This window comes from Micavibrio aeruginosavorus ARL-13 (genome assembly GCF_000226315.1).
Classification (GTDB): Bacteria; Pseudomonadota; Alphaproteobacteria; order Micavibrionales; family Micavibrionaceae; genus Micavibrio; species Micavibrio aeruginosavorus_B.
Genome location: NC_016026.1, coordinates 1,497,386 through 1,519,394 on the forward strand (window position 1 = coordinate 1,497,386; position 22,009 = coordinate 1,519,394).

The 22,009-nt window shown below is 54.6% G+C and carries 27 protein-coding genes; 13 read left to right on the plus strand and 14 right to left on the minus strand.

The window, feature by feature from the left end:
- Positions 1–25: 25 nt before the first annotated feature.
- From MICA_RS07090 to mtaB, 6 genes are all read right to left on the minus strand, one after another.
- Positions 26–1,534 (minus strand): AMP nucleosidase, encoded by a 1,509-nt coding sequence (locus tag MICA_RS07090; RefSeq protein WP_014103042.1) that lies wholly within the window; start codon positions 1,532–1,534, stop codon positions 26–28.
- 130 nt (positions 1,535–1,664) lie between these two features.
- Positions 1,665–2,750 (minus strand): signal recognition particle-docking protein FtsY, encoded by a 1,086-nt coding sequence (ftsY, locus tag MICA_RS07095; protein ID WP_321162934.1) that lies wholly within the window; start codon positions 2,748–2,750, stop codon positions 1,665–1,667.
- A 102-nt stretch (positions 2,751–2,852) separates the two neighbouring features.
- On the minus strand, positions 2,853–3,584 hold the full coding sequence (locus MICA_RS07100) for a hypothetical protein (protein WP_148260445.1): 732 nt from the start codon (positions 3,582–3,584) through the stop codon (positions 2,853–2,855).
- A gap of 179 nt (positions 3,585–3,763) precedes the next feature.
- Positions 3,764–4,006: a hypothetical protein gene (locus MICA_RS07105; RefSeq protein ID WP_014103045.1), complete on the minus strand. Its 243-nt coding sequence runs from the start codon at positions 4,004–4,006 to the stop codon at positions 3,764–3,766.
- A gap of 83 nt (positions 4,007–4,089) precedes the next feature.
- Complete coding sequence (locus tag MICA_RS07110) at positions 4,090–4,737, minus strand: histidine phosphatase family protein (protein WP_014103046.1); 648 nt, start codon at positions 4,735–4,737, stop codon at positions 4,090–4,092.
- A gap of 25 nt (positions 4,738–4,762) precedes the next feature.
- Positions 4,763–6,019 carry a tRNA (N(6)-L-threonylcarbamoyladenosine(37)-C(2))-methylthiotransferase MtaB gene (gene mtaB, locus MICA_RS07115; protein WP_014103047.1) on the minus strand — a complete coding sequence of 419 codons (1,257 nt, stop codon included), beginning with the start codon at positions 6,017–6,019 and terminating at the stop codon, positions 4,763–4,765.
- Between the two features lie 130 nt (positions 6,020–6,149).
- Here mtaB and MICA_RS07120 point away from each other — a divergent pair, with 130 nt between their 5' ends.
- The 3 genes from MICA_RS07120 (at position 6,150) to MICA_RS07130 (ending at position 7,849) form a co-directional block, all read left to right on the plus strand.
- Entirely contained in the window at positions 6,150–6,413 is a 264-nt protein-coding gene (locus tag MICA_RS07120) for a hypothetical protein (RefSeq protein ID WP_014103048.1), read from the plus strand.
- Between the two features lie 243 nt (positions 6,414–6,656).
- Positions 6,657–7,250, plus strand: a complete 594-nt coding sequence (locus MICA_RS07125) for a hypothetical protein (protein WP_236619870.1) — start codon at positions 6,657–6,659, stop codon at positions 7,248–7,250.
- A gap of 5 nt (positions 7,251–7,255) precedes the next feature.
- Positions 7,256–7,849, plus strand: a complete 594-nt coding sequence (locus MICA_RS07130; RefSeq protein WP_014103051.1) for a hypothetical protein — start codon at positions 7,256–7,258, stop codon at positions 7,847–7,849.
- On the opposite strand, the gene dapF is transcribed toward MICA_RS07130, so the two are convergent.
- The 4 genes from dapF to MICA_RS11885 all read right to left on the minus strand — a co-directional run bounded on the left by dapF (position 7,846) and on the right by MICA_RS11885 (position 10,193).
- Entirely contained in the window at positions 7,846–8,670 is an 825-nt protein-coding gene (gene dapF / locus MICA_RS07135; RefSeq protein ID WP_014103052.1) for a diaminopimelate epimerase, read from the minus strand. The genes MICA_RS07130 and dapF overlap by 4 nt on opposite strands.
- 84 nt (positions 8,671–8,754) lie before the next feature.
- Entirely contained in the window at positions 8,755–8,982 is a 228-nt protein-coding gene (locus MICA_RS07140) for a hypothetical protein (RefSeq protein WP_014103053.1), read from the minus strand.
- Between the two features lie 46 nt (positions 8,983–9,028).
- The gene (locus tag MICA_RS07145) at positions 9,029–9,376 is read right to left on the minus strand and encodes a hypothetical protein (protein WP_014103054.1); all 348 of its coding nucleotides are present in this window, start codon (positions 9,374–9,376) and stop codon (positions 9,029–9,031) included.
- Positions 9,369–10,193, minus strand: coding sequence for a peptidoglycan-binding protein (locus tag MICA_RS11885; protein WP_049782117.1), 825 nt, complete (start codon positions 10,191–10,193; stop codon positions 9,369–9,371). Before MICA_RS11885 ends, MICA_RS07145 begins: the two co-directional genes overlap by 8 nt.
- Positions 10,194–10,462: 269 nt before the next feature.
- On the opposite strand from MICA_RS11885, the gene ffh reads away from it, so the two are divergent.
- The 4 genes from ffh to trmD all read left to right on the plus strand — a co-directional run bounded on the left by ffh (position 10,463) and on the right by trmD (position 13,796).
- Positions 10,463–11,956, plus strand: coding sequence for a signal recognition particle protein (gene ffh / locus MICA_RS07155; RefSeq protein WP_014103057.1), 1,494 nt, complete (start codon positions 10,463–10,465; stop codon positions 11,954–11,956).
- 47 nt (positions 11,957–12,003) lie between these two features.
- Positions 12,004–12,444 (plus strand): 30S ribosomal protein S16, encoded by a 441-nt coding sequence (rpsP, locus tag MICA_RS07160; protein WP_014103058.1) that lies wholly within the window; start codon positions 12,004–12,006, stop codon positions 12,442–12,444.
- A 96-nt stretch (positions 12,445–12,540) separates the two neighbouring features.
- The gene (gene rimM / locus MICA_RS07165; RefSeq protein ID WP_236619871.1) at positions 12,541–13,074 is read left to right on the plus strand and encodes a ribosome maturation factor RimM; all 534 of its coding nucleotides are present in this window, start codon (positions 12,541–12,543) and stop codon (positions 13,072–13,074) included.
- On the plus strand, positions 13,071–13,796 hold the full coding sequence (gene trmD, locus MICA_RS07170) for a tRNA (guanosine(37)-N1)-methyltransferase TrmD (protein WP_014103060.1): 726 nt from the start codon (positions 13,071–13,073) through the stop codon (positions 13,794–13,796). Before rimM ends, trmD begins: the two co-directional genes overlap by 4 nt.
- Here trmD and MICA_RS07175 read toward each other — a convergent pair.
- On the minus strand, positions 13,793–14,311 hold the full coding sequence (locus MICA_RS07175) for a hypothetical protein (protein ID WP_236619872.1): 519 nt from the start codon (positions 14,309–14,311) through the stop codon (positions 13,793–13,795). The two genes, trmD and MICA_RS07175, sit on opposite strands and share 4 nt — an antisense overlap.
- A gap of 285 nt (positions 14,312–14,596) precedes the next feature.
- Between MICA_RS07175 and rplS the strand changes: the two genes are divergently transcribed.
- Positions 14,597–15,094 carry a 50S ribosomal protein L19 gene (rplS, locus tag MICA_RS07180; protein WP_014103063.1) on the plus strand — a complete coding sequence of 166 codons (498 nt, stop codon included), beginning with the start codon at positions 14,597–14,599 and terminating at the stop codon, positions 15,092–15,094.
- A 116-nt stretch (positions 15,095–15,210) separates the two neighbouring features.
- Here the strand turns inward: rplS and MICA_RS07185 are convergent, their stop codons facing one another.
- Entirely contained in the window at positions 15,211–15,423 is a 213-nt protein-coding gene (locus tag MICA_RS07185) for a hypothetical protein (RefSeq protein ID WP_014103064.1), read from the minus strand.
- A gap of 50 nt (positions 15,424–15,473) precedes the next feature.
- Complete coding sequence (locus MICA_RS07190) at positions 15,474–15,821, minus strand: hypothetical protein (RefSeq protein ID WP_014103065.1); 348 nt, start codon at positions 15,819–15,821, stop codon at positions 15,474–15,476.
- A gap of 232 nt (positions 15,822–16,053) precedes the next feature.
- Here MICA_RS07190 and leuC point away from each other — a divergent pair, with 232 nt between their 5' ends.
- The 5 genes from leuC to leuB all read left to right on the plus strand — a co-directional run bounded on the left by leuC (position 16,054) and on the right by leuB (position 20,632).
- Positions 16,054–17,469, plus strand: a complete 1,416-nt coding sequence (leuC, locus tag MICA_RS07195; RefSeq protein ID WP_014103066.1) for a 3-isopropylmalate dehydratase large subunit — start codon at positions 16,054–16,056, stop codon at positions 17,467–17,469.
- 12 nt (positions 17,470–17,481) lie between these two features.
- A complete protein-coding gene (locus MICA_RS07200) occupies positions 17,482–18,009 on the plus strand; it encodes a hypothetical protein (RefSeq protein ID WP_014103067.1) in 528 nt (175 codons plus the stop codon).
- Between the two features lie 2 nt (positions 18,010–18,011).
- A complete protein-coding gene (locus tag MICA_RS07205) occupies positions 18,012–18,755 on the plus strand; it encodes an HD-GYP domain-containing protein (protein WP_014103068.1) in 744 nt (247 codons plus the stop codon).
- Positions 18,756–18,796: 41 nt separating this feature from the next.
- The gene (leuD, locus tag MICA_RS07210) at positions 18,797–19,399 is read left to right on the plus strand and encodes a 3-isopropylmalate dehydratase small subunit (protein ID WP_014103069.1); all 603 of its coding nucleotides are present in this window, start codon (positions 18,797–18,799) and stop codon (positions 19,397–19,399) included.
- Between the two features lie 111 nt (positions 19,400–19,510).
- Positions 19,511–20,632, plus strand: a complete 1,122-nt coding sequence (leuB, locus tag MICA_RS07215) for a 3-isopropylmalate dehydrogenase (protein WP_014103070.1) — start codon at positions 19,511–19,513, stop codon at positions 20,630–20,632.
- A 526-nt stretch (positions 20,633–21,158) separates the two neighbouring features.
- Here leuB and MICA_RS11890 read toward each other — a convergent pair.
- Positions 21,159–21,902, minus strand: coding sequence for a prepilin-type N-terminal cleavage/methylation domain-containing protein (locus MICA_RS11890; RefSeq protein ID WP_014103071.1), 744 nt, complete (start codon positions 21,900–21,902; stop codon positions 21,159–21,161).
- Positions 21,903–22,009 lie beyond the last annotated feature (107 nt).

Below are 22,009 nucleotides of genomic sequence, written 5' to 3' on the forward strand. Positions count from 1 at the left end.
TTCGCGGGAATGCTAAAAATTGTGTTTACTGGAACGCCACTTCGTTGAACGAGCGCAGTTTCCGGCTGTGCAAACGCTCCGGCCCGTATTCACGCAACATCGCCATGGCCAGAAGGCCAATTTGCAAATGTTGGTCCACGCGGTCACGGTAGAATTTGTCGGCCATGCCCGGCAGTTTTAATTGCCCGTGCAACGGACGGTCCGATACGCACAGCAACGTGCCGTACGGTACGCGGAAGCGGAAGCCGTTGGCGGCAATGGTGCCGGATTCCATGTCCAGCGCAATCGCGCGGCTCTGGCTCAGGCGTAAATTCTGGCGCAGCGTCGGGCGCAATTCCCAGTTCCGGTCATCGACCGTCGCCACAGTGCCCGTGCGCATGATTTTCTTCAGATCATAGCCCTGCAACCCCGTGACATGTTCCACGGCGCGTTCCAGCGAAATCTGAATTTCCGACAGGGCCGGAATTGGGATGGAGGGGTGCAGGTCGCGATACAGAACATTGTCCTCGCGCAAGTAACCGTGCGCCAGAACATAATCGCCTAGCGATTGTGAGTTGCGCAGGCCCGCACAATGCCCCAGCATCAACCATGCATGCGGACGCAAAACGGCCACATGGTCGGTGATGGTTTTGGCGTTGGACGGACCAACACCAATGTTGATCATGGTAATGCCCGAACCGTCTTTGCGTTTCAGGTGATAGGCCGGCATTTGCGGCATGCGCGTGAGCGGCAGGCCCGGATCATCACTCTCGCCCGGATCGGCCATATTTTTGTTGGTTGTGATGCGGTTGCCCGGTTCAACAAAAGACGAATATTCCAGCCGTTCGGCGCGCAATTCCGGATTATCGGTCGGCGCCATGATGTCACGGCAAATACGCACGAACTGATCAATGTAGAATTGATAGTTGGTGTAAATCACATAGTTTTGGAAGTGACGCGCATTCGTGCCGGTGTAGTGGCGCAGACGCATAATGCTAAGGTCAATGCGCGGCGCGTTGAACAACGCCAACGGCGCGTCATGCCCCGGTTTTGTTTCGTGGGTGCCGTTGGCAACCTCATCATCCATCAAATCCAGATTGGGTTGATCGAACAGATTGGACATCGCATTGATCTGTTCCGCCGACAGATCGCGTTCCAGGTGGAAATCTTCGCCCAGGGCAAAGTGAATCGGAATGGGCGTATCACTGACACCGATTTCAATCGGCTCATGATGGTTCAGGAACAACAGGCGTAATTGTTCCATCAGATAATGATCGAAAATATCCGGACGCGTGATGGTGGTAGAGTAACTGCCCGGACGTGGCACGAAACCATAGGACAGGCGCGTATCCGCCCGCGTCGCCGTTTCCGTCGTCACCCGGATATACGGGTAACAGGCCGAAATGCGGTGCTTCGGCATATGGCCATCCGCAAAGGCGAAGAAACTTTCCCGCAACCATGTGACGTTGGCGTCATAAATCTCACAAATCGCGGCAAACGCGCTTTGTGCATCATTGAATTTGCGGGGCTTAAAAGAACGAGGACCTTTTGACATGCTTCATTCTTACTCATTTTTATTGTTTTTTCAAGGGACTAGCATTCTTCCGTCCGTCATCCCTGCGAAAGCCGGGGTCTTCATCCATTATGGCTGGAAGATCCCGGCTTTAGCCGGGATGACGGCAAAACTAAATCCCAACCCCAACCAGTGACCGCGCATAGGCATCCGGGTGGAAGGGTTGCAAATCCTCCGCCTGCTCGCCCACACCAACGGCGATGATGGGCAGGCCGAACCGGTCCGCCAGACCCACAACAACGCCGCCCTTGGCCGACCCATCCAGCTTCGTCACGACCAGCGCGCTGACATCCACCATGTCACGGAATGTTTCCACCTGCGCATGTGCGTTCTGACCCGTCGTCGCATCCAGAACCAAAATAACGGCATGCGGCAAATTTTCGTCATGCTTGCGCAGCACGCGAATAATCTTCTGCAATTCATCCATCAGGTTTTTCTTGTTGTGCAAACGCCCTGCGGTATCGATGAACAGAACATCTGCGCCTTCCGCCTTTGCCGCTGCATACGCCTCATACGCCACAGCCGCAGAATCCGCGCCAATATCGCGCGCGACAATCCCGCCGCCTGCACGCTCGGCCCAGATTTTCAATTGCTCGGTCGCCGCCGCGCGGAACGTATCCCCCGCGGCCAGCATCACGCGTTTACCTTCGCGTTTATGCAGGTTATAGGCCATTTTGCCGATGGTCGTGGTTTTACCAACGCCGTTCACACCGCAGACCAGAACCGTAAACGGTCCCGTATCACGACGGGTAAAATCAATCGGTTTATTGACGGGATCCAGAATGCGCGCAATCACATCGGCCAAAGCCGCACGGATTTCATCGCCGTCCATATCCTTGCCAAAGCGGCCTTCGGCAAATTCGGTCACAATGCGCGATGCAGTTTTGGGGCCCAGATCGGCGGTGATCAACACTTCTTCCAACTGGTCGATCATATCCTGGTCCAGCTTGCGCTTGGTCACCAGATCGCTCAACCCTTGTGTAATCTTGCTGGTGGATTTACCCAAGCCACCAACCAAACGGCTCATCCAATTACCGGACGACTGTTCTTCAGCAACGACGGGTTCGGCCACCGGTTCTGGCTGCGCCTGAATCTGCGGTTGCAATTCAGCCGCCGCAGGAGAGGCTGTAACCTCGGCCTGCGATGGGGCCGCATCGTTTGTCGGGATTTCGTCTTTCTTCTTCCGCCAGAAAATCATGGTTTTTCCCGTTGTTTTTGATGCCAACGGTTTACCGCATCCATTGCCAGACAGCAAGAATAGGACGTTTTTATTTTTCGTAATAACCTAGCGCCCGTAATATTATTTTTTCAACTGCGCCACTTTATCCTGTATGCGGCAGTCCCTGAGCGCTTTGCCAGAACGTTCGTATTCTGCCGGTGTATCGACCAAATGATTGCGGCGATCCATTTCCTCGCTGGCCAGCTCGGTGAAATACACCTGAATAAAATCGTCTATACCCGTCTTCATTGTTTCAAAATGTGGGCGGATTTTATCGTGCGGCAGATAGGCATTCCCTTCCATTTCGCGAATGATGGCGGGTAAGTCCTTACGCATTTTCTCTACAGCCGCTTTGACAACATCCACATTTGTTGTGTGATGTTTCAATTCGTGCATCTGGATTTCATTAAACGCACATGTTCCGATCTGGTAATCGGACGGAATATAGATCAGCGTGCGATAGAAAATGTTGACTTCGATCTGCCTGAAATACGGACATTGATAGCCACCATACGGGCCATAAGACCTGCTGAACAGCGATGCGCGGCTGGTCATGGCCAAACCACCATGCGCCTGCCCTTTGGTTACAAATTGTGATGGTTTGTAAACCGCTGTCAAACCATTCCGGGCCAGCCATTCCGCCGTTGATTTTCCACCATCACGATTCAACCACGCAATCGAACGGGACAGATCATAAATTGGCTCTTCTTCCAAAGTCAGATTGATTTTAATGGCGGTCTGCCCCGGTTTATTGGCATGGCATCCTTTACGGTCGGAAAATACCTCCTGCGCCAATGCGGGCGGCCCGGTCATGATGACCGCGCACGCACATGTACACGCCAAAACCGACAAGCCCCGAAAAATCAAAACGTGCCCCCATCAATCCACACAATCGAAAGTATTGCCCGACAGGGATGAACGAACCGTTAAAGCCTCTGTTTCAAAGAAAAACCGGGGCCCTCTCGGGCCCCGGTTTAAACACCACCGCGCCATTACGGCTCCGGCGTATATCCCATTTTAATGCACAACTCATCAACGACCTGGCTGCGCACTTCGCCCTCTTTGTCCTCGACTTCGCTGGCACGGATTTCACCACTCTGAACCATCTGGCGCAAACGCTGATCCGTGATCCGGATCGCATCATAAGACGACCACTCCGCGAAAGCGCACCCGGCGTGACTACCATAATCGGTGTTATTTGCCAGAGCCGACGCGCTGACAACATTGCCAGCCACCACATATCACTCCAAATAAACAAAGGTCGCGCTTCATACACCAGCGCGACCTCGTTATGCAAACCTAAAATCTATGTTTGAGCCTATCGGGGGCTGAACGGCGCACGGCGCAGAACGGCATCCCCTTGTTCGACAAGAACTTGTTGCACTTGGAACAGGCGCTTGTCCCCAATTTGGCACGGGCCAAACCGATACAGGCTGCAATTGCCGATTTCTTTCATGCCATTGAATGTCTTTGTGATCTGCGCCAGGGCATAGAACAACCCGCCATGGGCCACCACCAACGGCGGAGATTGCACAGCCAGGGCACTGGCCTCATCCTGCATTTGCCCCAAAGCCATCAGAACGCGGCGCATATAAGCCTGTTGCGTTTCGCCGTCCTGCGGCTCGTCCCCACGTTCAAACTGTTCGCGCAGGACGTAATATTTCTGTTTGTTCCACGACCCCAGCCCCTGCTCGCGCAGATCATAGATCATATGAACATCGGCCCCGATTTCCGAGGCAACAATGCTGGCGGTTTTAAATGCGCGCTGCAGCGGGCTTGAGAAAATAACGGTCGGCTTGTTATCCATCGTTAAAATGGTTTGCGCCAACTCATACGCCTGCTCGCACCCCTTGTCGGTCAGCGGCACGTCCCATTCGCAACCGGCGACGCGGTTAAAACGGTTGGCTTTGCTTTCGCCATGGCGGGCCATGTAAAACGGCGCGGAAAACGCACGATCCAGTTTCATTGATTCACTTCCTCTACTTTATATCTTAAGCAACGCGGCCAATTAAATGTTGCCCGTCAACGCCTTCGATTTTTACGGTGACCAGTGTCCCTGCATCAAATGAACCCTCCGCCAGTTTGACCTCGGCGAATTGTTCGGTGCGGCCCATATTATCTTTTTCCATCAGGACAGTGCGCACCATGCCCACCTGATGTTGTAAAAATTTCTGCATCTGGCGCTCGCCCGCTTCGCGCAATTGCGCGGCACGGTCTTTACGCACTTGCTTTTCCACCTGCGGCATACGGGCCGCCGGAGTTCCCGGACGTTCCGAATACGGGAACACGTGCAGGAACGTCAAATCGCATTCATCAACAATGCGCAGCGTGTTCGCGAACATCTCATCCGTTTCCGTCGGGAAACCGGCGATAATATCCGCACCAAACACCATATCGGGGCGCAGATCGCGCGCGCGTTTGCACATATCAATGGCGTCCTGACGCAAATGGCGGCGTTTCATGCGTTTCAAAACCATGTCGTCGCCCGCCTGCAAACTGACATGCAGATGCGGCATTAAACGCGGTTCTTCGGCAATCAGCCGCCATAAATCATCGTCAATTTCCACCGGGTCCAGCGACGACAGGCGCAAACGCGGCAAATCCGGCACCAAGGCCAGAACGCGGCGGATCATTTGCCCCAGCGTGGGTGAGCCCGGAAGGTCGGGACCATAGGATGTTACATCCACCCCGGTCAAAACGATTTCGCGAAACCCTGCTTTGACCAAATGGCGGGTCTGTTCAACGATTTCGCCAATGGGCACGGACCGGGAATTGCCGCGGCCATAAGGAATAATGCAGAACGTGCAGCGGTGGTCACAGCCATTTTGAACCTGCAGAAACGCGCGTGTCTGTCCCTCGAACCCATCGACCAGATGGCTGGCGGTTTCGCGCACGGCCATGATGTCGTTGACCACAACCTTCTCCGCCGGCGGCGCGCCCCATGTTTCGGCTTTCAGTTTCAGGTCATTACCAATGACCTGATCCACCTCGGGCATGCCGCCAAAGCTGGTCGGATCAATCTGCGCGGCGCAGCCGGTGACAATAATACGGGCATTCGGGTTATCACGGCGAGCGCGGCGAATGGCCTGACGCGCTTGGCGCTCGGCTTCCTTGGTTACAGCGCACGTATTAAAGATAATTGCATCTTCAATCCCGGCGTTTTTGGCATGGGTGCGCATCACCTCGCTCTCGTAAGTATTGAGGCGACAGCCAAAAGTGACGATTTCCGGGTCTTTTTTACCGTGCATGATTACTTTGCATTTTATGAAGTTGCCCCCTTTTGACCATAGATGGCCCCCGAATTTCAATAAAATTCCATATCTTCCTCACATTTGGGGGAGATAATGGAATCATGGGCAAATCCCAAGGGAGATCGCGATGATTTTTGACAACCCGTATATCAAGGACGCGCATCTGGCTTTTGTGGTCGATCATTATGGCCGCACGGTGCCTGTTCTGGTGATTGAAACGACCGTGGACATCCCCGAAACCATGGACGAGATCAAAGATCATCCGACCTTGGAACTTATTGAAATGCTGGCAGAACTGCAAAGCTTTGCCACCTATGACGACCGGGCCGAATTTCGGCAGGTCCGCGTGATCAGCCCCCATATGATCCACCCGGACGCCGGTCATGCGTAGACCTCTCCTTTCCTAGGTTTCTGCGTACCCGAATACCCGAACCCCCCGTTTCCGGGCCAGCCACCCCACCCGATCCGATCCCCGTTGGCTGGCCCGGGCTTTTTTTCAAAAAACCCGGATAAGCCAGCCAACAGATTGATGACTCTGGGGCTGGCCCGGGCTTTTTTTTTCAAAAAACCGCCCTATTATTTGACATATTATAAGGCCCCTGCTAACCTTCCCCCATTAAAAGATTAACGGGGAGTGGCCTTGGGCACCTTTCAAGACGTTCATGCGTTTCTGGACCACCTTCTGGTCCGCCCGGTTTTTGTGACCGAGGCGGCACCAATCCGCACGACTCCCCGCCGCGTGAACCTCGCCTTCAACGGTGCCGCATGGAACACGCATAATTTTCTGCAAGATCAAACCAATTGCTACGCCTATGCCCTGAATTGCCCCGAGGCCGGATGGGCCATCCCCGGGCAACTGGCCAGCCACAAACGCAACGTTCCCGCAAACATGCGCGTATCCGCCCGCACCATTCATAACCGGTTGATGAAAGACGGGTTGATCGTAATCAATGAACAACAGGCCCTGTCCGGAAAATTCCACGCCATTGCCGTCGTCATTGCGCCAAACCTTGATTGCCATTTCTATCGCCGCGATATGGATGGCACATGGTCCGATAAAGGCGGGCGCGACGCGGCCGCACGCAACCCAACAATCACCGTACCGTCCCGCGACGCATTGGGCCAAAAATATTTGAAATTTGGTGGCTATTACGCCGTGCCGCCGCACGGCATTCAATACCGCCCACGTTTGCGTATTCCTGAACCCTTGCTACAGTTTTTCGGGTAACGACCATGCCCTATGATGGATATAACGACCGCGAACTGAACGACATGATCCGCCCGATTCATCATCTGGATGCGGATTTAACGAATGTGTGCTTCCCCACACCCAATCGCGCCTTTAACGGCGCGGCATGGTCGGCCTATCCAAAATTGCAACACAATACGAATTGTTATTGTTACGCGTTGGGCATGCCCGAGATGGGCAACGCCCAACCGGGCAGCCTGATTTATGCCGAGCCTAGCTACAGCGACATCGGCGAAGGATTCACCATTTTTAACGAAGAAGACGTCCGCGACCGCGTGACATCCGACGGATTGATTATGATTTCAGAGGACGAAGCCCTGTCCGGCGACGTTCACGCCATCGCCATGACCGTGGCCACCGATGATGATTTTCACTTCTTCCTGCGCGATGCGGATGGCACATGGTCCGACAAAATGGGCTGCAAAGCCGTGCAAAAAAACCCGCACATCACCATTCCATCCAAACACGCCTTGACCGACCGTTACAAAAAATTCGCCGGCTATTACACGATCCCCGCGCAGGGCATTGATTATACGCCGCGCCTGTCGATCCCGGCCCCGATTTTACGCTTGTTTTAGGCGGCCATTTCACCCGCAAACACATCCGTCGCGGCCCCGGTCATCAGGATATGGCCATCATCTTCACGGATGTGGAAGAACAGCGATCCGCCATCCAGAACGACCTCAACATCGCGTCCGATCAGGCCACGGCGCAGAGCCGCCGCCGCAGTGGCACACGCGCCAGACCCGCACGCCTGCGTCACGCCCGTGCCGCGTTCCCATACACGCATGCGAATTTTTGTGGGGGAAATCACCTGCGCAAATTCAACGTTGGTCCGTTGCGGGAACATCGCATGACGCTCAACCGACGGCCCCAGATGTTCAATGCTCAGTTCTTCAACATTGTTCACAAAGAACACACAGTGCGGATTGCCCATGTTAATCGCCACCGGATCGGACAGCGTATCGCCATCCCCAATCCCCAGATGCAGCGTGTCGCGCTCTTCCGACAACGGAATTTCATTCCACGCTGTGCGCGGTGCGCCCATATCCACAGTGACCAATCCACCATCCGCCTTGTTCGCAGGCAGGATACCGGACACGGTTTCAATGACGCAGGCCGCCTTCCCGCTTTCTTCCATCAACACCTTGGCCACGCACCGCGTGCCATTGCCACACGCCCCAGCCTCGGACCCGTCCGGGTTATAGATGCGCATGAAGATATCGGTGCCCGGGGTTTTCGGCGGTTCCATCACCATCACCTGATCGCACCCAACACCCCGGCGACGATCGGCCAACGCCCGCGCCAGATCCGGCCCAACATTCATCTTGCCATCCCGGACATCCAGAACGACAAAATCATTACCCAGACCGTGCATTTTGCGGAATTTTAAAGCCATGGCGGAACCCTGTGATTATTCAAAAGACTTCAAAGGTCATAGCACAAAGGGACGGGGGAAAGGAAGGTGCTGGTCCACTTGCTGTTACGCACCAAATATATTTTCAGCCGCACGCCGAATAATCGGCAAGCGCTTCACCATGTCATCATCCGACAGACCAAAACTATCCTTCCAGATCAGTGACATTATGGCGACCACGACATCTGCACTCACTTCGCCTTCGACAGAATAAATCGCCACTTTTATTGCCTCTGCCTCAGACTGATATTCATCGGAAGGAGCGCCCTGCGCAATCAGCCCTTCGATATCCATTTGCCGCAATATCTCACATATACTCCGATCCACCACTCACATTCCCCTATTCAAGCTGAAGCAAGAAAGTTTTTGCGCTATCTGGCGTCAACGCCCCTTCAAGGGCCGGGTTTGCCAATGCGTGAACAATGGAAGGGATAATGTCATCCTCGGCATGAAATTGAATATCTTCACGCAACTCAACAAAATCAGCCCACTGGTAAACGTCATCCGCCACCAGGATTCCTTTTAAATATCGGTCCAAAATATTCCTTATTAAAGCGCGCTCCAAAAAAACAGGATCACCAGAAAAATCCCACTCCATGTCATTTAATCGCCGCACCGATTCTAAAAAGCTTGGGTCCAACATCAACACATTATGCAGATATGACATTCTTTGCTCATCATTATTCATGAAATTTCCCCTTGCCTAATTTGTCTTTAATATGGAGTATCTTGTTACCATTCACGTATGTTGTTTTTGTGTACTGGATTGTTTTTCCGCTTGGATCGACAACCTTCTCATAAACAGCCTTAGACCCCGGCACCCTGCCTTGGGAAACTGCAGTAAACTTTACATTCCCACCAGGAAGCTTTGTGATTTTTACGGACCCCTTTGAGTTAGAAGGTATCTTTCCAATAAATCGGGCCAAATTTTTACCTTGTGGAGCATTAACACGGATTTCCCTTTTCAAGGTTTGCCTGAGAAAATGGAGCGTGGTAGCGCTCAGCTGCACCCCTCCCTTGACAAATACTCCACCCAACAACAGATCAAAAGGCCCTAGGGTCGGCAATATCGCATCAGGATACTCTTCATTCCAAGATCCCTCTTCCACATCATCCGCCCAACACCGACAACCAAAATCTTGCCCCGGATCCGGGTCATCACTCCATTTCCTTTTAGTCCCATTTAAGGCGGCATGGCCATCCCGCACCCGATCATCGCCAGCCGTCCGCCAGATATATGCGCCGTCCGGGGCGTTTTCGATGGCCGCATTCAGGGCCGTGAGCGTTTCATCGTCCGGTTTGGCCGCCCCCGTGGCGGGCAGGCCATGGTCGGATTGGAAGGATCGCAGAGCGTCAAACACCGCCCGGTCCGCCGTGCCGGTGATGCCAGTGGCGTCATAGGGGTGGTAATAGCCGAGGCGGTTGAGCGCCTTCTTCATCTGGCGCACGTCAAATTCATCCGCTTTGCCGTTGCTGGCAAAGGGCTTTAACAGACTGATTTTCATGGGATTTTTCCTGAATTTTGGACATAAAAAAACCCCGCTGCGCCGGAATTTGGACGCAAGGGGGCTAAAAACAGGATAATATTCCTATATTTAAGCACGATTGTCAAGTCCCAAACCAATCCCCAAAATCCTTGACATCCCCACCCCAACCCCTTAGTTTCCGGTCAAATTCTTCCGGTCACTGTAAGTTTTGCAGTGCCTACGGGTACACCGCAGTTGGCGAAATTACGCTCACTGCGGCCAAATTGTTTTGGGATTAAAGGCTACTGATGTTTGAATCGCTTGGTGACAGGCTCGGGAAAGTGTTCGGCAAGCTGCGCGGTAAGGGCAGCTTGAACGAAACCGACGTATCCGACGCGTTGCGCGAAATTCGCGTGGCGTTGCTGGAGGCTGATGTCGCCCTGCCCGTTGTCAAACAATTCGTTGAGACTGTGCGCGAACGCGCCGTTGGCCAAGAGGTCATTCGTTCCGTCACCCCGGCCCAGCAGGTTGTAAAGATCGTTCACGATGCGCTGGTCGATATGCTGGGCAGCGATACGACCGATCTGAATTTCGCCACGCCGCCGTGCGCTTACCTGATGGTCGGTTTGCAGGGTTCGGGTAAAACCACAACCTCCGCCAAAATTGGTAAATTCCTGACCGACAAGCAGCGCAAGAAAGTGCTGATGGCATCGCTGGACGTGTATCGTCCAGCCGCGCAGGAACAATTGGCGCAACTGGGTCGCCAGACGGGCGTGGCCACCCTGCCCGTTATTGAAGGACAAAAGCCGGTCGATATCGCCCTGCGCGCCATGGATACCGCGCGCAAAGAAGGATACGACGTTGTTATTCTGGATACCGCCGGTCGCCTGAGCATTGACGAAGCGATGATGGCCGAAGCCAAAGCCGTGCGCGACACCATCAACCCGACGGAAACGTTGTTGGTTGTTGATGCCATGACCGGCCAGGACGCGGTGAACACCGCATCCGCATTCGACGCACAAGTCGCCGTTACGGGCATTGTTTTGACCCGCGTTGACGGTGATGCCCGTGGCGGCGCCGCCCTGTCGATGAAGGCCGTAACCGGCAAGCCGATCAAATTGATTGGTGTCGGCGAAAAATGGGACGCATTGGAACAATTCCACCCGGACCGGATCGCGGGCCGCATTCTGGGCATGGGCGATGTTGTTTCGCTGGTGGAAAAAGCCGTCGAAACGATCGACCAGGAAGACGCCATGAAAATGGCGCAGAAATTCCAGAAGGGCGATTTCGATTTCAACGATTTGCTGTCGCAAATGCGCCAGATGCAGAAGATGGGCGGCGTTTCCAGCCTCGTCAAAATGCTGCCGGGTCTGGGCCAGATGGCCAGCCAGTTGGAAAACGCCAATATTGATGATGGCGCGTTGAAGAAACAGGAAGCCATCATCCTGTCCATGACACCGGCGGAACGGTCCCGCCCGGAATTGCTGAACGCGTCGCGCAAGCGCCGCATCGCAACCGGGTCCGGCACCACGGTGCAGGACATCAACAAGCTGCATAAACAGCTGCAACAAATGCAAACCGTCATGAAGCGCATGAAGAAAATGGGCATGGGCAAAATGATGGGCATGATGAAGGGCATGATGGGCGAAAAAGACGCCGCCCTGATGACCGAGAATATGAAGAATTTGGATCCATCCATGCTGAACAAGTTTGGTGGATCCATGCCCGGCTTTGGTAACCCGGCCGACATACTGGGTTCCAACCCTTTTTTGAAGGGGCCTTTTCCTAAAGGAAAAAAATAAACTGAAACCGACTACAAACTGAAGTAACGCCAAAAAGGAGAAAGACTATGGCACTGAAAATTCGTATGGCCCGTGGTGGTCGCCGTCACCTGCCGTCCTACAAAATCGTTGTGGCCGACAGCCGCGCCGCACGCGATGGTAAATTCATCGAGAAACTGGGCACCTACAACCCGCTGCTGCCGTCCGACCACGCACAGCGTCTGGTTCTGAACACCGACCGTATCAAGCATTGGTTGGGTCAAGGCGCACAGCCGAGCGACCGCGTTGCACTGTTCCTGGGTAAAGCTGGCCTGATCGACATGCCGAAATGGAACGAATCTCCGAAGAAATCCGCTCCGAAAGCGAAAGCTCAAGAACGCGTTCGTGAAAAAGAAGCCAAAGCCGCTGAAAAAGCCGAAGCTGAAGCCGCTGCTAAAGCTGAAGCCGCTGCTGCTGCCGCCGCTCCGAAAGAAGAAGCTGCTGCTGAAGAAGCCCCGGCTGCTGAGTAATCTTCGCGACTTTCTCCTTCTTCCCTCGCTTCAAAATCCCCTCTCCCACTGGGAGAGGGTTGAAGCGAGGGGATGAAGGGACGCGATATATCGAACATGACAGACAAACGTATCTGCATCGGTGAAATTACAACCGCCCACGGCATTCGCGGCCAGGTCCGCGTTCGTTGCTTTGGCGACAATCCCGACAGTCTGCACAAATACGGCCCGCTTTATACATCCGAAACCGGGACCGAAACCGTTACCATCACACTGCAATCCCCGAACAAAGGCGCATGGGTCGCCCGCGTAAAAACCAAAAACGGCGTGGTCGATGACCGCAACGTTGCGGAAACAATGCGTGGAACCATGCTCTGGATTGACCGATCCGCCCTGCCCGATATTGAATCGGACGATGAATTTTACCATACCGATTTGATCGGCATGGATGTTGCCGACGAAAACGGCAACGCCATCGGCACCGTTGCAGATGTGCAAAATTTTGGCGCCAGCGACCTGTTGGAAATCAAACCGACCGAAGGCGGCCCGACATTCTACGTCCCCTTCGCCGATGATTTTATTCAAGATGTGGACATGGACGCCCGCCGCATCGTCGTTGAAATGGTCGAAGGACTGCGTGGCGACAAATGAATACAACACCCCAAGCCGCACCATGGCACGTCAATTTAATGACCCTGTTCCCGGAAATGTTCCCGGGGCCGTTGGGGCAATCATTGAGCGGACGGGCGCTGGAGAAAAAAATCTGGTCTTGGAACGCGAGCAATATTCGCGATTTTGCTACGGATAACCACAAAACCGTTGATGACACGCCCTTTGGCGGTGGTGCCGGCATGGTCATGCGCGCGGATATTTTGGAACGCGCCTTCCTGTCCATTCCCAATCCCGGAAAACGCATTTACATGAGCCCGCGGGGCCGCGTTTTAAACCAACGCATGGCCGAAGATTTTATCACCGCGCCATCCCTGACCATCCTGTGCGGACGGTATGAGGGTGTGGATCAACGTTTCCTCGACGCCTATGATTTTGAAGAAGTCAGCATTGGCGATTACGTTTTATCCGGCGGTGAACCGGCGGCGATGATTTTGATGGATGCTTGCGTTCGTCTGTTGCCCGGCGTGATGGGCAATGTGGATACGGCGGGCGAAGAAAGCTTCGCCGAATCCACGGGCGGATTGCTGGAATACCCGCATTACACCCGCCCTGCCACATGGACCACCGCCGATGGCCGCGCCCTGGACGTGCCCGACATCCTGACCAGCGGCAACCACGGCAAGGTTGCCCAATGGCGCCGGGATCAGGCCCTCGCCCTCACCCGCGCACGCCGCCCGGATCTTCTTAAAACCAACGATTAAGGCTTCGGCTTCAGCCGATTGGCCAACGCCCGCATATCCGATGCCGCCGCACGGTGTGATGCCGCCGCATCCTTTAACGGATCATACGCTTTCATCCACATCGCTGTCTTGGCATGGCATTCCGCTCCAAACGATGCATAGCCGTGCAAGCGTTCACGCGTCATGGATTCCACCGCAACCCCTGCGGACGTTTGATCCGCGGTATTGTCCCTGGCCCAACCAGAGGCTTCGAAGACCAAAAATGCCTTGAACAGCGCCTGCTTCTTACAGTCAGCATCCAACCGGCGTTTATATTCGAGCGCTTGCAGGTTTTTCGGGTTTACGGTGCTCTTCGCCCCGTCCATCACGGTCTTCAGTGTCGATTGCCCGGATTGCAGGGCATTGAAACATTGGAGCAGATCCGCCCGCCCATCGGCCTTCTGGCAAGGGTCCTCGCCCGCTGCGGCGGGTTGTGCGGCAAAGACGGAGCCAGCCATCGCAAAAGCCAGCCCTAGAGCGATCAAGCTCTTTTTCATATTATTTCCCATAACTTAACCCCATTGTTTTCGTTTTTTATATGTTCAGCCCAAACCCTAGCCCGCCACCCCCGCCTTTTCAAGGAACCGCCCCGTTCTGCCCGGAACTATCTGCGCGGCGGCGCAAAAAAGTGCCTGAAAAGCCACGGTTTCCCTTGCAACGGCCCCATAAAATCTGTAAAAACCCGCCTTGAGTAAACCCATGAAAACGACAAGTGGGCCGCCGCCGGATGAATATCCGGTGATATCGGGCCCCGATAAGGGTCAATTGAAAGGAAAGAAACGATGAACATCCTGCAGAAATTTGAAGCCAAACACTTGGCTCAGCTGAAAGCAAACAGCAAAGCAATCCCGGCATTCTCTCCGGGCGACACCGTAAAAGTAAACATGAAGATCAGCGAAGGCACCGGCAAGGACGCCCGCGAGCGTATTCAGGCTTACGAAGGTGTTTGCATCGCCCGTAAAGGCACAGACAAAGACGCCAACGCCAGCTTCACCGTTCGCAAGATCAGCTATGGCGAAGGTGTAGAGCGCGTGTTCCCGCTGTTCAGCCCGCGTATCGACAGCATCGAACTGGTCCGTCGTGGTTCCGTTCGTCGCGCGAAACTGTACTATCTGCGTGACCGTCAGGGTAAATCGGCACGTATTGCCGAGCGCACCACCGGCCACAGCCTGGTTGAGGACGAAGCAACATTGGCCGCCGCAACGGAAGCCAAAGCCGCGAAGAAGTCCAACAAGAAAACCAAAGCGGAAAAAGACGCTCGCAAAGCCGCAAAGAAATAATCTTTGGCTTTATGCACGAATACAAAAAGGCGCGAAGGTCATCCTTCGCGCCTTTTTCGTCTCTTTCTCTTTGGCGTCACCCCGACGAAATCCGGGGTGACGTCTCATGAAAAACTCTACGCCGCTGGCCGTGCTATCATAATCCCGATCGCTGCACCACCACCGCCCGCAACGGGCTGGTTCAAATGCGGAACTGATCGTGCTCCGGCTGATGATGTCGGCGTCATTGTGTTCACAACATCCTGAACCGGGCGCAGGACATCCATGTCCCCTTCCACCGTCAGTGGCCCCTGATTTAAAAATGTTGCCGTTCTTGATCCATCGGACATTCACACCCCTCCATTACGCGACGCAGTTAAAAACTTTTCTTGTCTTACTCTTACGCCCGCCCAATCTTCATGGGTGTCGAGCTTTCTAAAATCGAACCATCGGGCCGCAGCGCCGACAACAATACATGATCGTTCTTCGCAAACGATGTCGCCATCGCGCGCGATAGATTCCCAAGGTAATGCGCACGTTCATGCAGGATCGCGTAAACAGCACTGCTGTCTTCATCGATCACGATTGTGTCGGCGCGAACATAAGTGGGATCAGAAAATGTGATGCAGACATCCCCGGCATTGTTGCGAATAAAAGCCGCGCGGGTGTCGGGGTCCATAGCGCACAGCGTATCCGGCATCGCAATTGTAACATCCTCCCGCGGGAAACAGCGTTTGGGGTGTGACATAGCGTATCCTTCTCTTTTGTTTATGCAGGCCGGCCCTTGTCTTGGCATTGTTGCACCGCACAAGTTCCGACATACCATTATAGAAATCATATAGTTACGGAAAAATTAAAGCCCCGCTCTTAAAATAAAGACGGATTTTATACGCAGGCTTGCAGGATTCCCTCGATCTGCCCTACTCTAATCAAGGATTTCCGCCAGTTTATGGCCTTTAGGATAGCAGGAAAAAACCATCATGACCAACGCCGCCCCCAAGACCTTGTATCAAAAAATCTGGGATCACCATGTGGTTGATCGCAGTGATGATGGCACATGTGTTTTGTATATCGACCGCCATTTGGTGCATGAAGTCACATCACCGCAAGCATTCGAAGGGTTGCGCATGTCGGGTCGCACAGTGCGCCGCCCCGAAGCCACATTGGCCACCGCTGATCACAACGTGCCCACCGCGCATCGCGATCAAGGCATCGCCGATCCGGAAAGCCGATTACAGGTGAACACGCTGGAACAAAACTGCAAAGATTTTGGCATTCGGTATTTCGGGTTGAATGATCACCGCCAAGGCATCGTGCATATTGTCGGCCCGGAACAGGGTTTAACCCAACCGGGCATGACCATTGTGTGCGGCGATTCCCACACATCAACACACGGCGCGTTTGGCGCGCTGGCCTTCGGCATTGGCACCTCCGAAGTCGAACACGTTCTGGCGACCCAGACATTGATTACAAAACCCGCAAAGACAATGCGGATTACAGTGGATGGCACCCTGCCCGCTGGTGTCACGGCGAAGGACATGATTTTGGCCATCATCGGCAAGATCGGCACCGCGGGTGGCACGGGCCACGTCATTGAATATGCAGGTGACGCCGTGCGCGCGCTGAACATGGCGGGGCGCATGACCATGTGTAACATGTCGATTGAGGCAGGCGCCCGCGCCGGGTTGATCGCACCGGATGAAACCACCTTCGCCTTTATCAAGGGCCGTCCGATGGCGCCCAAGGGCGATGATTGGGACAAGGCCGTCGCATGGTGGAAAACCCTGCCCTCTGACCCCGGTGCACAATACGACACCGAAGTGGTCTTGCGCGCCGAAGATATCACCCCCACGGTGACATGGGGGACCAGCCCGGAAGATGTCGTATCCATCACCGGGAACGTGCCGGACCCGGCGAAAGAAAACGATCCGCATAAACGCGCCGCCATGGAACGTGCGCTGGATTACATGGGTCTGAAACCCGGAATGCGGATGCAGGATGTGACGGTCGATAAAATCTTCATCGGATCCTGCACCAACGCCCGGATCGAAGATTTGCGCGCCGTGGCCGATGTGGTGCGCGGCAAACATGTCGCCGACAAAGTATACGCAATGATTGTTCCCGGTTCCGGATTGGTCAAGGAACAAGCCGAAGAAGAAGGATTGGATAAAATCTTCATCGAGGCGGGTTTTGACTGGCGCGAACCCGGTTGTTCCATGTGCCTCGGCATGAACGAAGACCGTTTGAGCCCGGGCGAACGGTGCGCCTCCACATCCAACCGCAACTTCGAAGGTCGCCAGGGTCGCGGTGGACGCACCCATTTAATGAGCCCGGCCATGGCCGCGGCCGCCGCCATCACCGGGCATTTAACCGACATTCGCGAATTTCAGAAATAAGGAGTACCCACCATGAGCAACCCGTATTACGCCGTTTACGAATTACAGGGTCGATCACTGGCTGCCGCCAAAGCGCTGGATGCCGAAGTGCAAAAAGATCTGGCCAAACACACGGAGGCCCCGAACACACCAAACTTGCGCGCTGCTTTTCTGGACCGCATGAACAACGACCATCCCGATCTGGTCGCGCAAACGGGCATTGAACACCGCGCCATTTGCGTGCGGGTGGAACATGATGGCACGCAATCGGCCTATACCGAAACACCGGTCATTCACAAAACGCCCAATGCCGAGCCGCGTTTCATCATGTACGCCCCGATTGATTACAAGGGCCACCATTTCGAACCGGAAGATGCGATCCTGCTGGATGATCAGATGCAGAGCATTTACGCCAGCGGCCTGTTCGCCGGCGGATGGAGCAATGGCAACCCCGTGTTCCCCGAATCCCGCAGGATTACGCCCGTACCGGATGATTTCGATGTTCAAACCCATCGTAAAAACCCCGGCATTAAACCCAGAACACCCAAGCTGGAGCCATAAGCATGAATGACACCGCGCAAGCCTGGCTGGATTTTGATATCCGCAATGACCCTGCGTTTGAAAATGTCATCAAACCCTTCATCGAAAACCAGTTGAAGGAGCTGGAGCTGTATGACCGCAAGCGGCTGGACCGCAACCCGGACATTCAATACATCTTCCACAAACATGCCTATGATGTATCCAACGACGTGCGCAAGACCGCGGCCCATCTGGGCCAGCCGGATCATGTACAGGAAGCCTTGTACTGGGCCATGCTGGCCCATGATATCGGCAAGCGCATGGTGCCCGTTGATGCATGGGACAAGCCCGGTAAACCCACACCCGAGGAAAAAGCCCTGACCCGTCAGCACCCGGATCTGGGGCTGGCGTTGCTGGACGAACATCTGGGCGATCTGGACCACCCGTTTGTGGACTTGATGCGCGATGTCATCAAATACCACCACGCCCATATGGATGGCAGCGGCACACCCACAGGCGTGACAGGCGATATGCTGTCCAAACCCGTACGCCTGTGCGCGATTGTTGAGGCCTTCGACGGATACACCAAACCCCGCCCGGACCGCCCCACCCCGCGCAGCGCGGCCGAAGCGTTGGACAAAATGCACAACGACCCCGATAAAGGCGCTCGCATGTACGACATGGAATTGCTGACCGCATTCACGTCCGTAAAACTGGACACGCCGTCGGGAAACGCACCAACCCCGCATAAACCATCCACACGGGCGGTGAATGTGGGGAGCGTTTAAGGCCTTCAATTTTACACAATACACAGAAAGAATAAAAAGCCATGCAACCCTTTAAAACCCTGACCGCGATTGCCGCCCCGTTGCCGTTGATGAACGTCGACACGGATATGATTATTCCGAAGCAGTTCCTGCGCACCATTTTGCGCACCGGATTGGGCAAAAGCCTGTTTAACGACATGCGCTATAACGAAGACGGATCACCAAAACCCGATTTCGTGTTGAACAAGGCTCCGTATGACAAGGCCGAAATTCTGGTCGCTGGTGACAATTTTGGGTGTGGTTCATCGCGTGAGCATGCGCCGTGGGCGTTGCTGGATTTTGGCATTCGCTGTGTCATTGCGCCGTCCTACGCCGATATCTTTTACAACAACTGTTTTAAAAACGGCATTCTGCCCGTGACGCTGCCCTCCGAAACGGTGGACGCGCTGATGGAACGGATGACCGCGCATCCCGGTGAAACCATTACGGTGGATTTGGAAAATTGTGTGGTGACCAGCGGCAACATCCGCGCCACTTTTACGCTGGATGATTTCCGTCGCCATTGCCTGCTGAACGGCTTGGATGACATTGGCCTGACCATGGAAAAAGCCAAATCCATCGACAGCTTTGAACAAAAACGCAATGCCACGCATCCGTGGCTGTAACCATCACTCTCCATCGTCATTCCCGCGAAAGCGGGAATCCATACAAACAGTCATGCATCACTATGGATTCCCGCTTTCGCGGGAATGACAAATAGAAAAAGGAAGCACCAAATGACCAAAAATTCTGTCGTAATTCTGCCCGGTGATGGCATTGGCCCGGAAGTGATGGGCGAAGTGGCCAAGATCATCCACTTCCTGAACCAGAACGGTGAAACCGACATTGCCATTATCGATGATTGCATCGGTGGTGCGGCGATTGACAAACATAGCGTCCCGCTGGCTGACTCTACATTGGCGCAATGCCGCAAGGCCGATTGTGTCCTGCTCGGCGCCGTCGGTGGCCCGAAATGGGACAAGGTGGATTACAACATCCGCCCGGAAGCAGGCCTGTTGAAACTGCGCAAAGAATTAGAACTGTTCGCCAACCTTCGCCCGGCGATTGTCTTCGATGCTCTGGTTGGGGCGTCCACCCTGAAGGAAGAGATTGTGCGCGGTCTGGATATCCTGATCGTGCGCGAACTGACCGGCGGCGTGTATTTCGGTGAACCGCGCGGCATTACCGATCTGGGCAATGGCCAACGTCGCGGCGTGAACACACAAGTTTACACCACCTCCGAAATTCACCGTGTGGGCCGCGTCGCCTTTGAACTGGCCCGCAAGCGTGGGAAGAAAGTCACGTCGTGCGAAAAGGCCAACGTCATGGAATCCGGAAAATTGTGGCGCGAGGATATCACCGCCCTGCACGCCGCCGACTATGCGGATGTGACGCTGGACCACATGTATGCCGATAATTGCGCCATGCAATTGCTGCGCAACCCGCGCCAGTTTGACGTGATCGTCACCGACAATTTGTTTGGCGATATTTTGTCCGATGAGGCCGCGATGCTGACCGGATCACTGGGCATGTTGCCCTCCGCCTCGCTCGGCGCACGTGATGCGCATGGCAAACAACCGGCGTTGTACGAACCCGTCCACGGCTCTGCCCCGGATATTGCGGGTCAGGGCAAAGCCAATCCGCTGGCGGCGATTTTGTCGTTTGCCATGGCCCTGCGCTATTCCTTCGACCGCGGCGATTTGGCCGATGCGCTGGAAGCCGCCGTACAATCCGTCCTGAACGCCGGCACACGCACGGCGGATATTGCAGAGAAAACCAGCAAGACCGTCACCACGGCGCAAATGGGCGATGCCGTCATTACCGCGTTTGAGGGCGCACTGAAACGCAAAGCGGCATAAACCTTTCTTCCACATCTCTCCATTTTAAAAAACTTACCCTCCCCCCTTCCAAGGGGGGAGGTCAGGTGGGGGGATGGCGCGACAGCGCTCCCTCCGGCCCGGCCCCATCCAGATACGCCCCCCTCACCCAGCTCCGGCTAAGGCGTCCCGCCTAAGCCCGCACATCCCTCTCCCCCCAAAAGGGGCGAGGGATGGTTTTCTTACTGGGTCCCTTGCATCAACCCCGCCCCCTTCTTTTTGTCATTCCCGCGAAAGCGGGAATCCATGGCGATGTTCGACTGTCCGTATAGATTCCCGCTTTCGCGGGAATGACATAGAGGAAAAAGAACCGCTCAAAAAAGTACGGCCGGGTTTGACCCGGCCGCCTCTCTCTTCTCATTCACCTAGAAGATAGTCCCACAATACCCCATTTCGCCGCCCCGCGTCAAAAAGTGCAAAAGCCGCAGATTCCCAAGATTTTTGGACATACCCCAACAAAAAAGCCCCCGGAAACCGGGGGCTTTTCGTTTATTGGGATTAGGCGATATTAGCCTTGGAAACGAATGTGCAATCCGCAGATTTTAGCCGGAGATTGTTCGTCGTACACGCCACCCGTTGCGTTAACGCAACCCGTGCCATAACCACGAACACCACCAGCGGCACCGTTACCATCATCAATTTTGCTATCCAGACGGAACGCTTGGTTCGGACTGATAACACCGTTAGCCGCCGCCGGAGCCGCGTTCGGTTGCAAGGTCAGAGTGAGGTAATGACCACCCAGCGCGGATGTAGCATTGGCCACAAAATCAGCTGCAGTAGCGCCTGTCGTATAACCAGGGAAGAAACCACCTGCAATTTTAGCCGCCGGATACAAGCCACCCCAAGCAGTATTACCACCAGCAGGGTTAACGCCAGAGAATACGTCAGCAGCAGCAAGATGCACGAAGAACCGTTGCGCTTCTGTTCCCGGAGCTGCGCTCGGAACGCTGTTCAAGCGACCATTACCATCACCCGGAGAAGTGCAAGCGCCTACAGTCGTGCAGTTCGGCAAACGCGTGCCCGGTGTCAACATATCCCCCGGCATTGCGTTGTACATGTCACGGAATGTGGTAGTAGCCGCATCAATTGACTTTACTTGCGCCACTGTTGCGGCGATTTGGGCGTTGTTAACCAACTCCTGGCCTTTCAGAACCCCACCGATCAGCAGACCGATGATGATCATGACCACGGCCAGTTCGACGAGCGTAAAGCCCGCCTGGGACCGGTTGGTCGTATGAATAGATTTAGTCATAGAGAAATCTCCTTACCTTGACGTCATTGAAGAGAGGTTTTGTTAAGAACTGCAGTTTCGAAAAACCGCCCCGCCGCCGGAAACGGCGCGCGAAAACGATTCGTGAA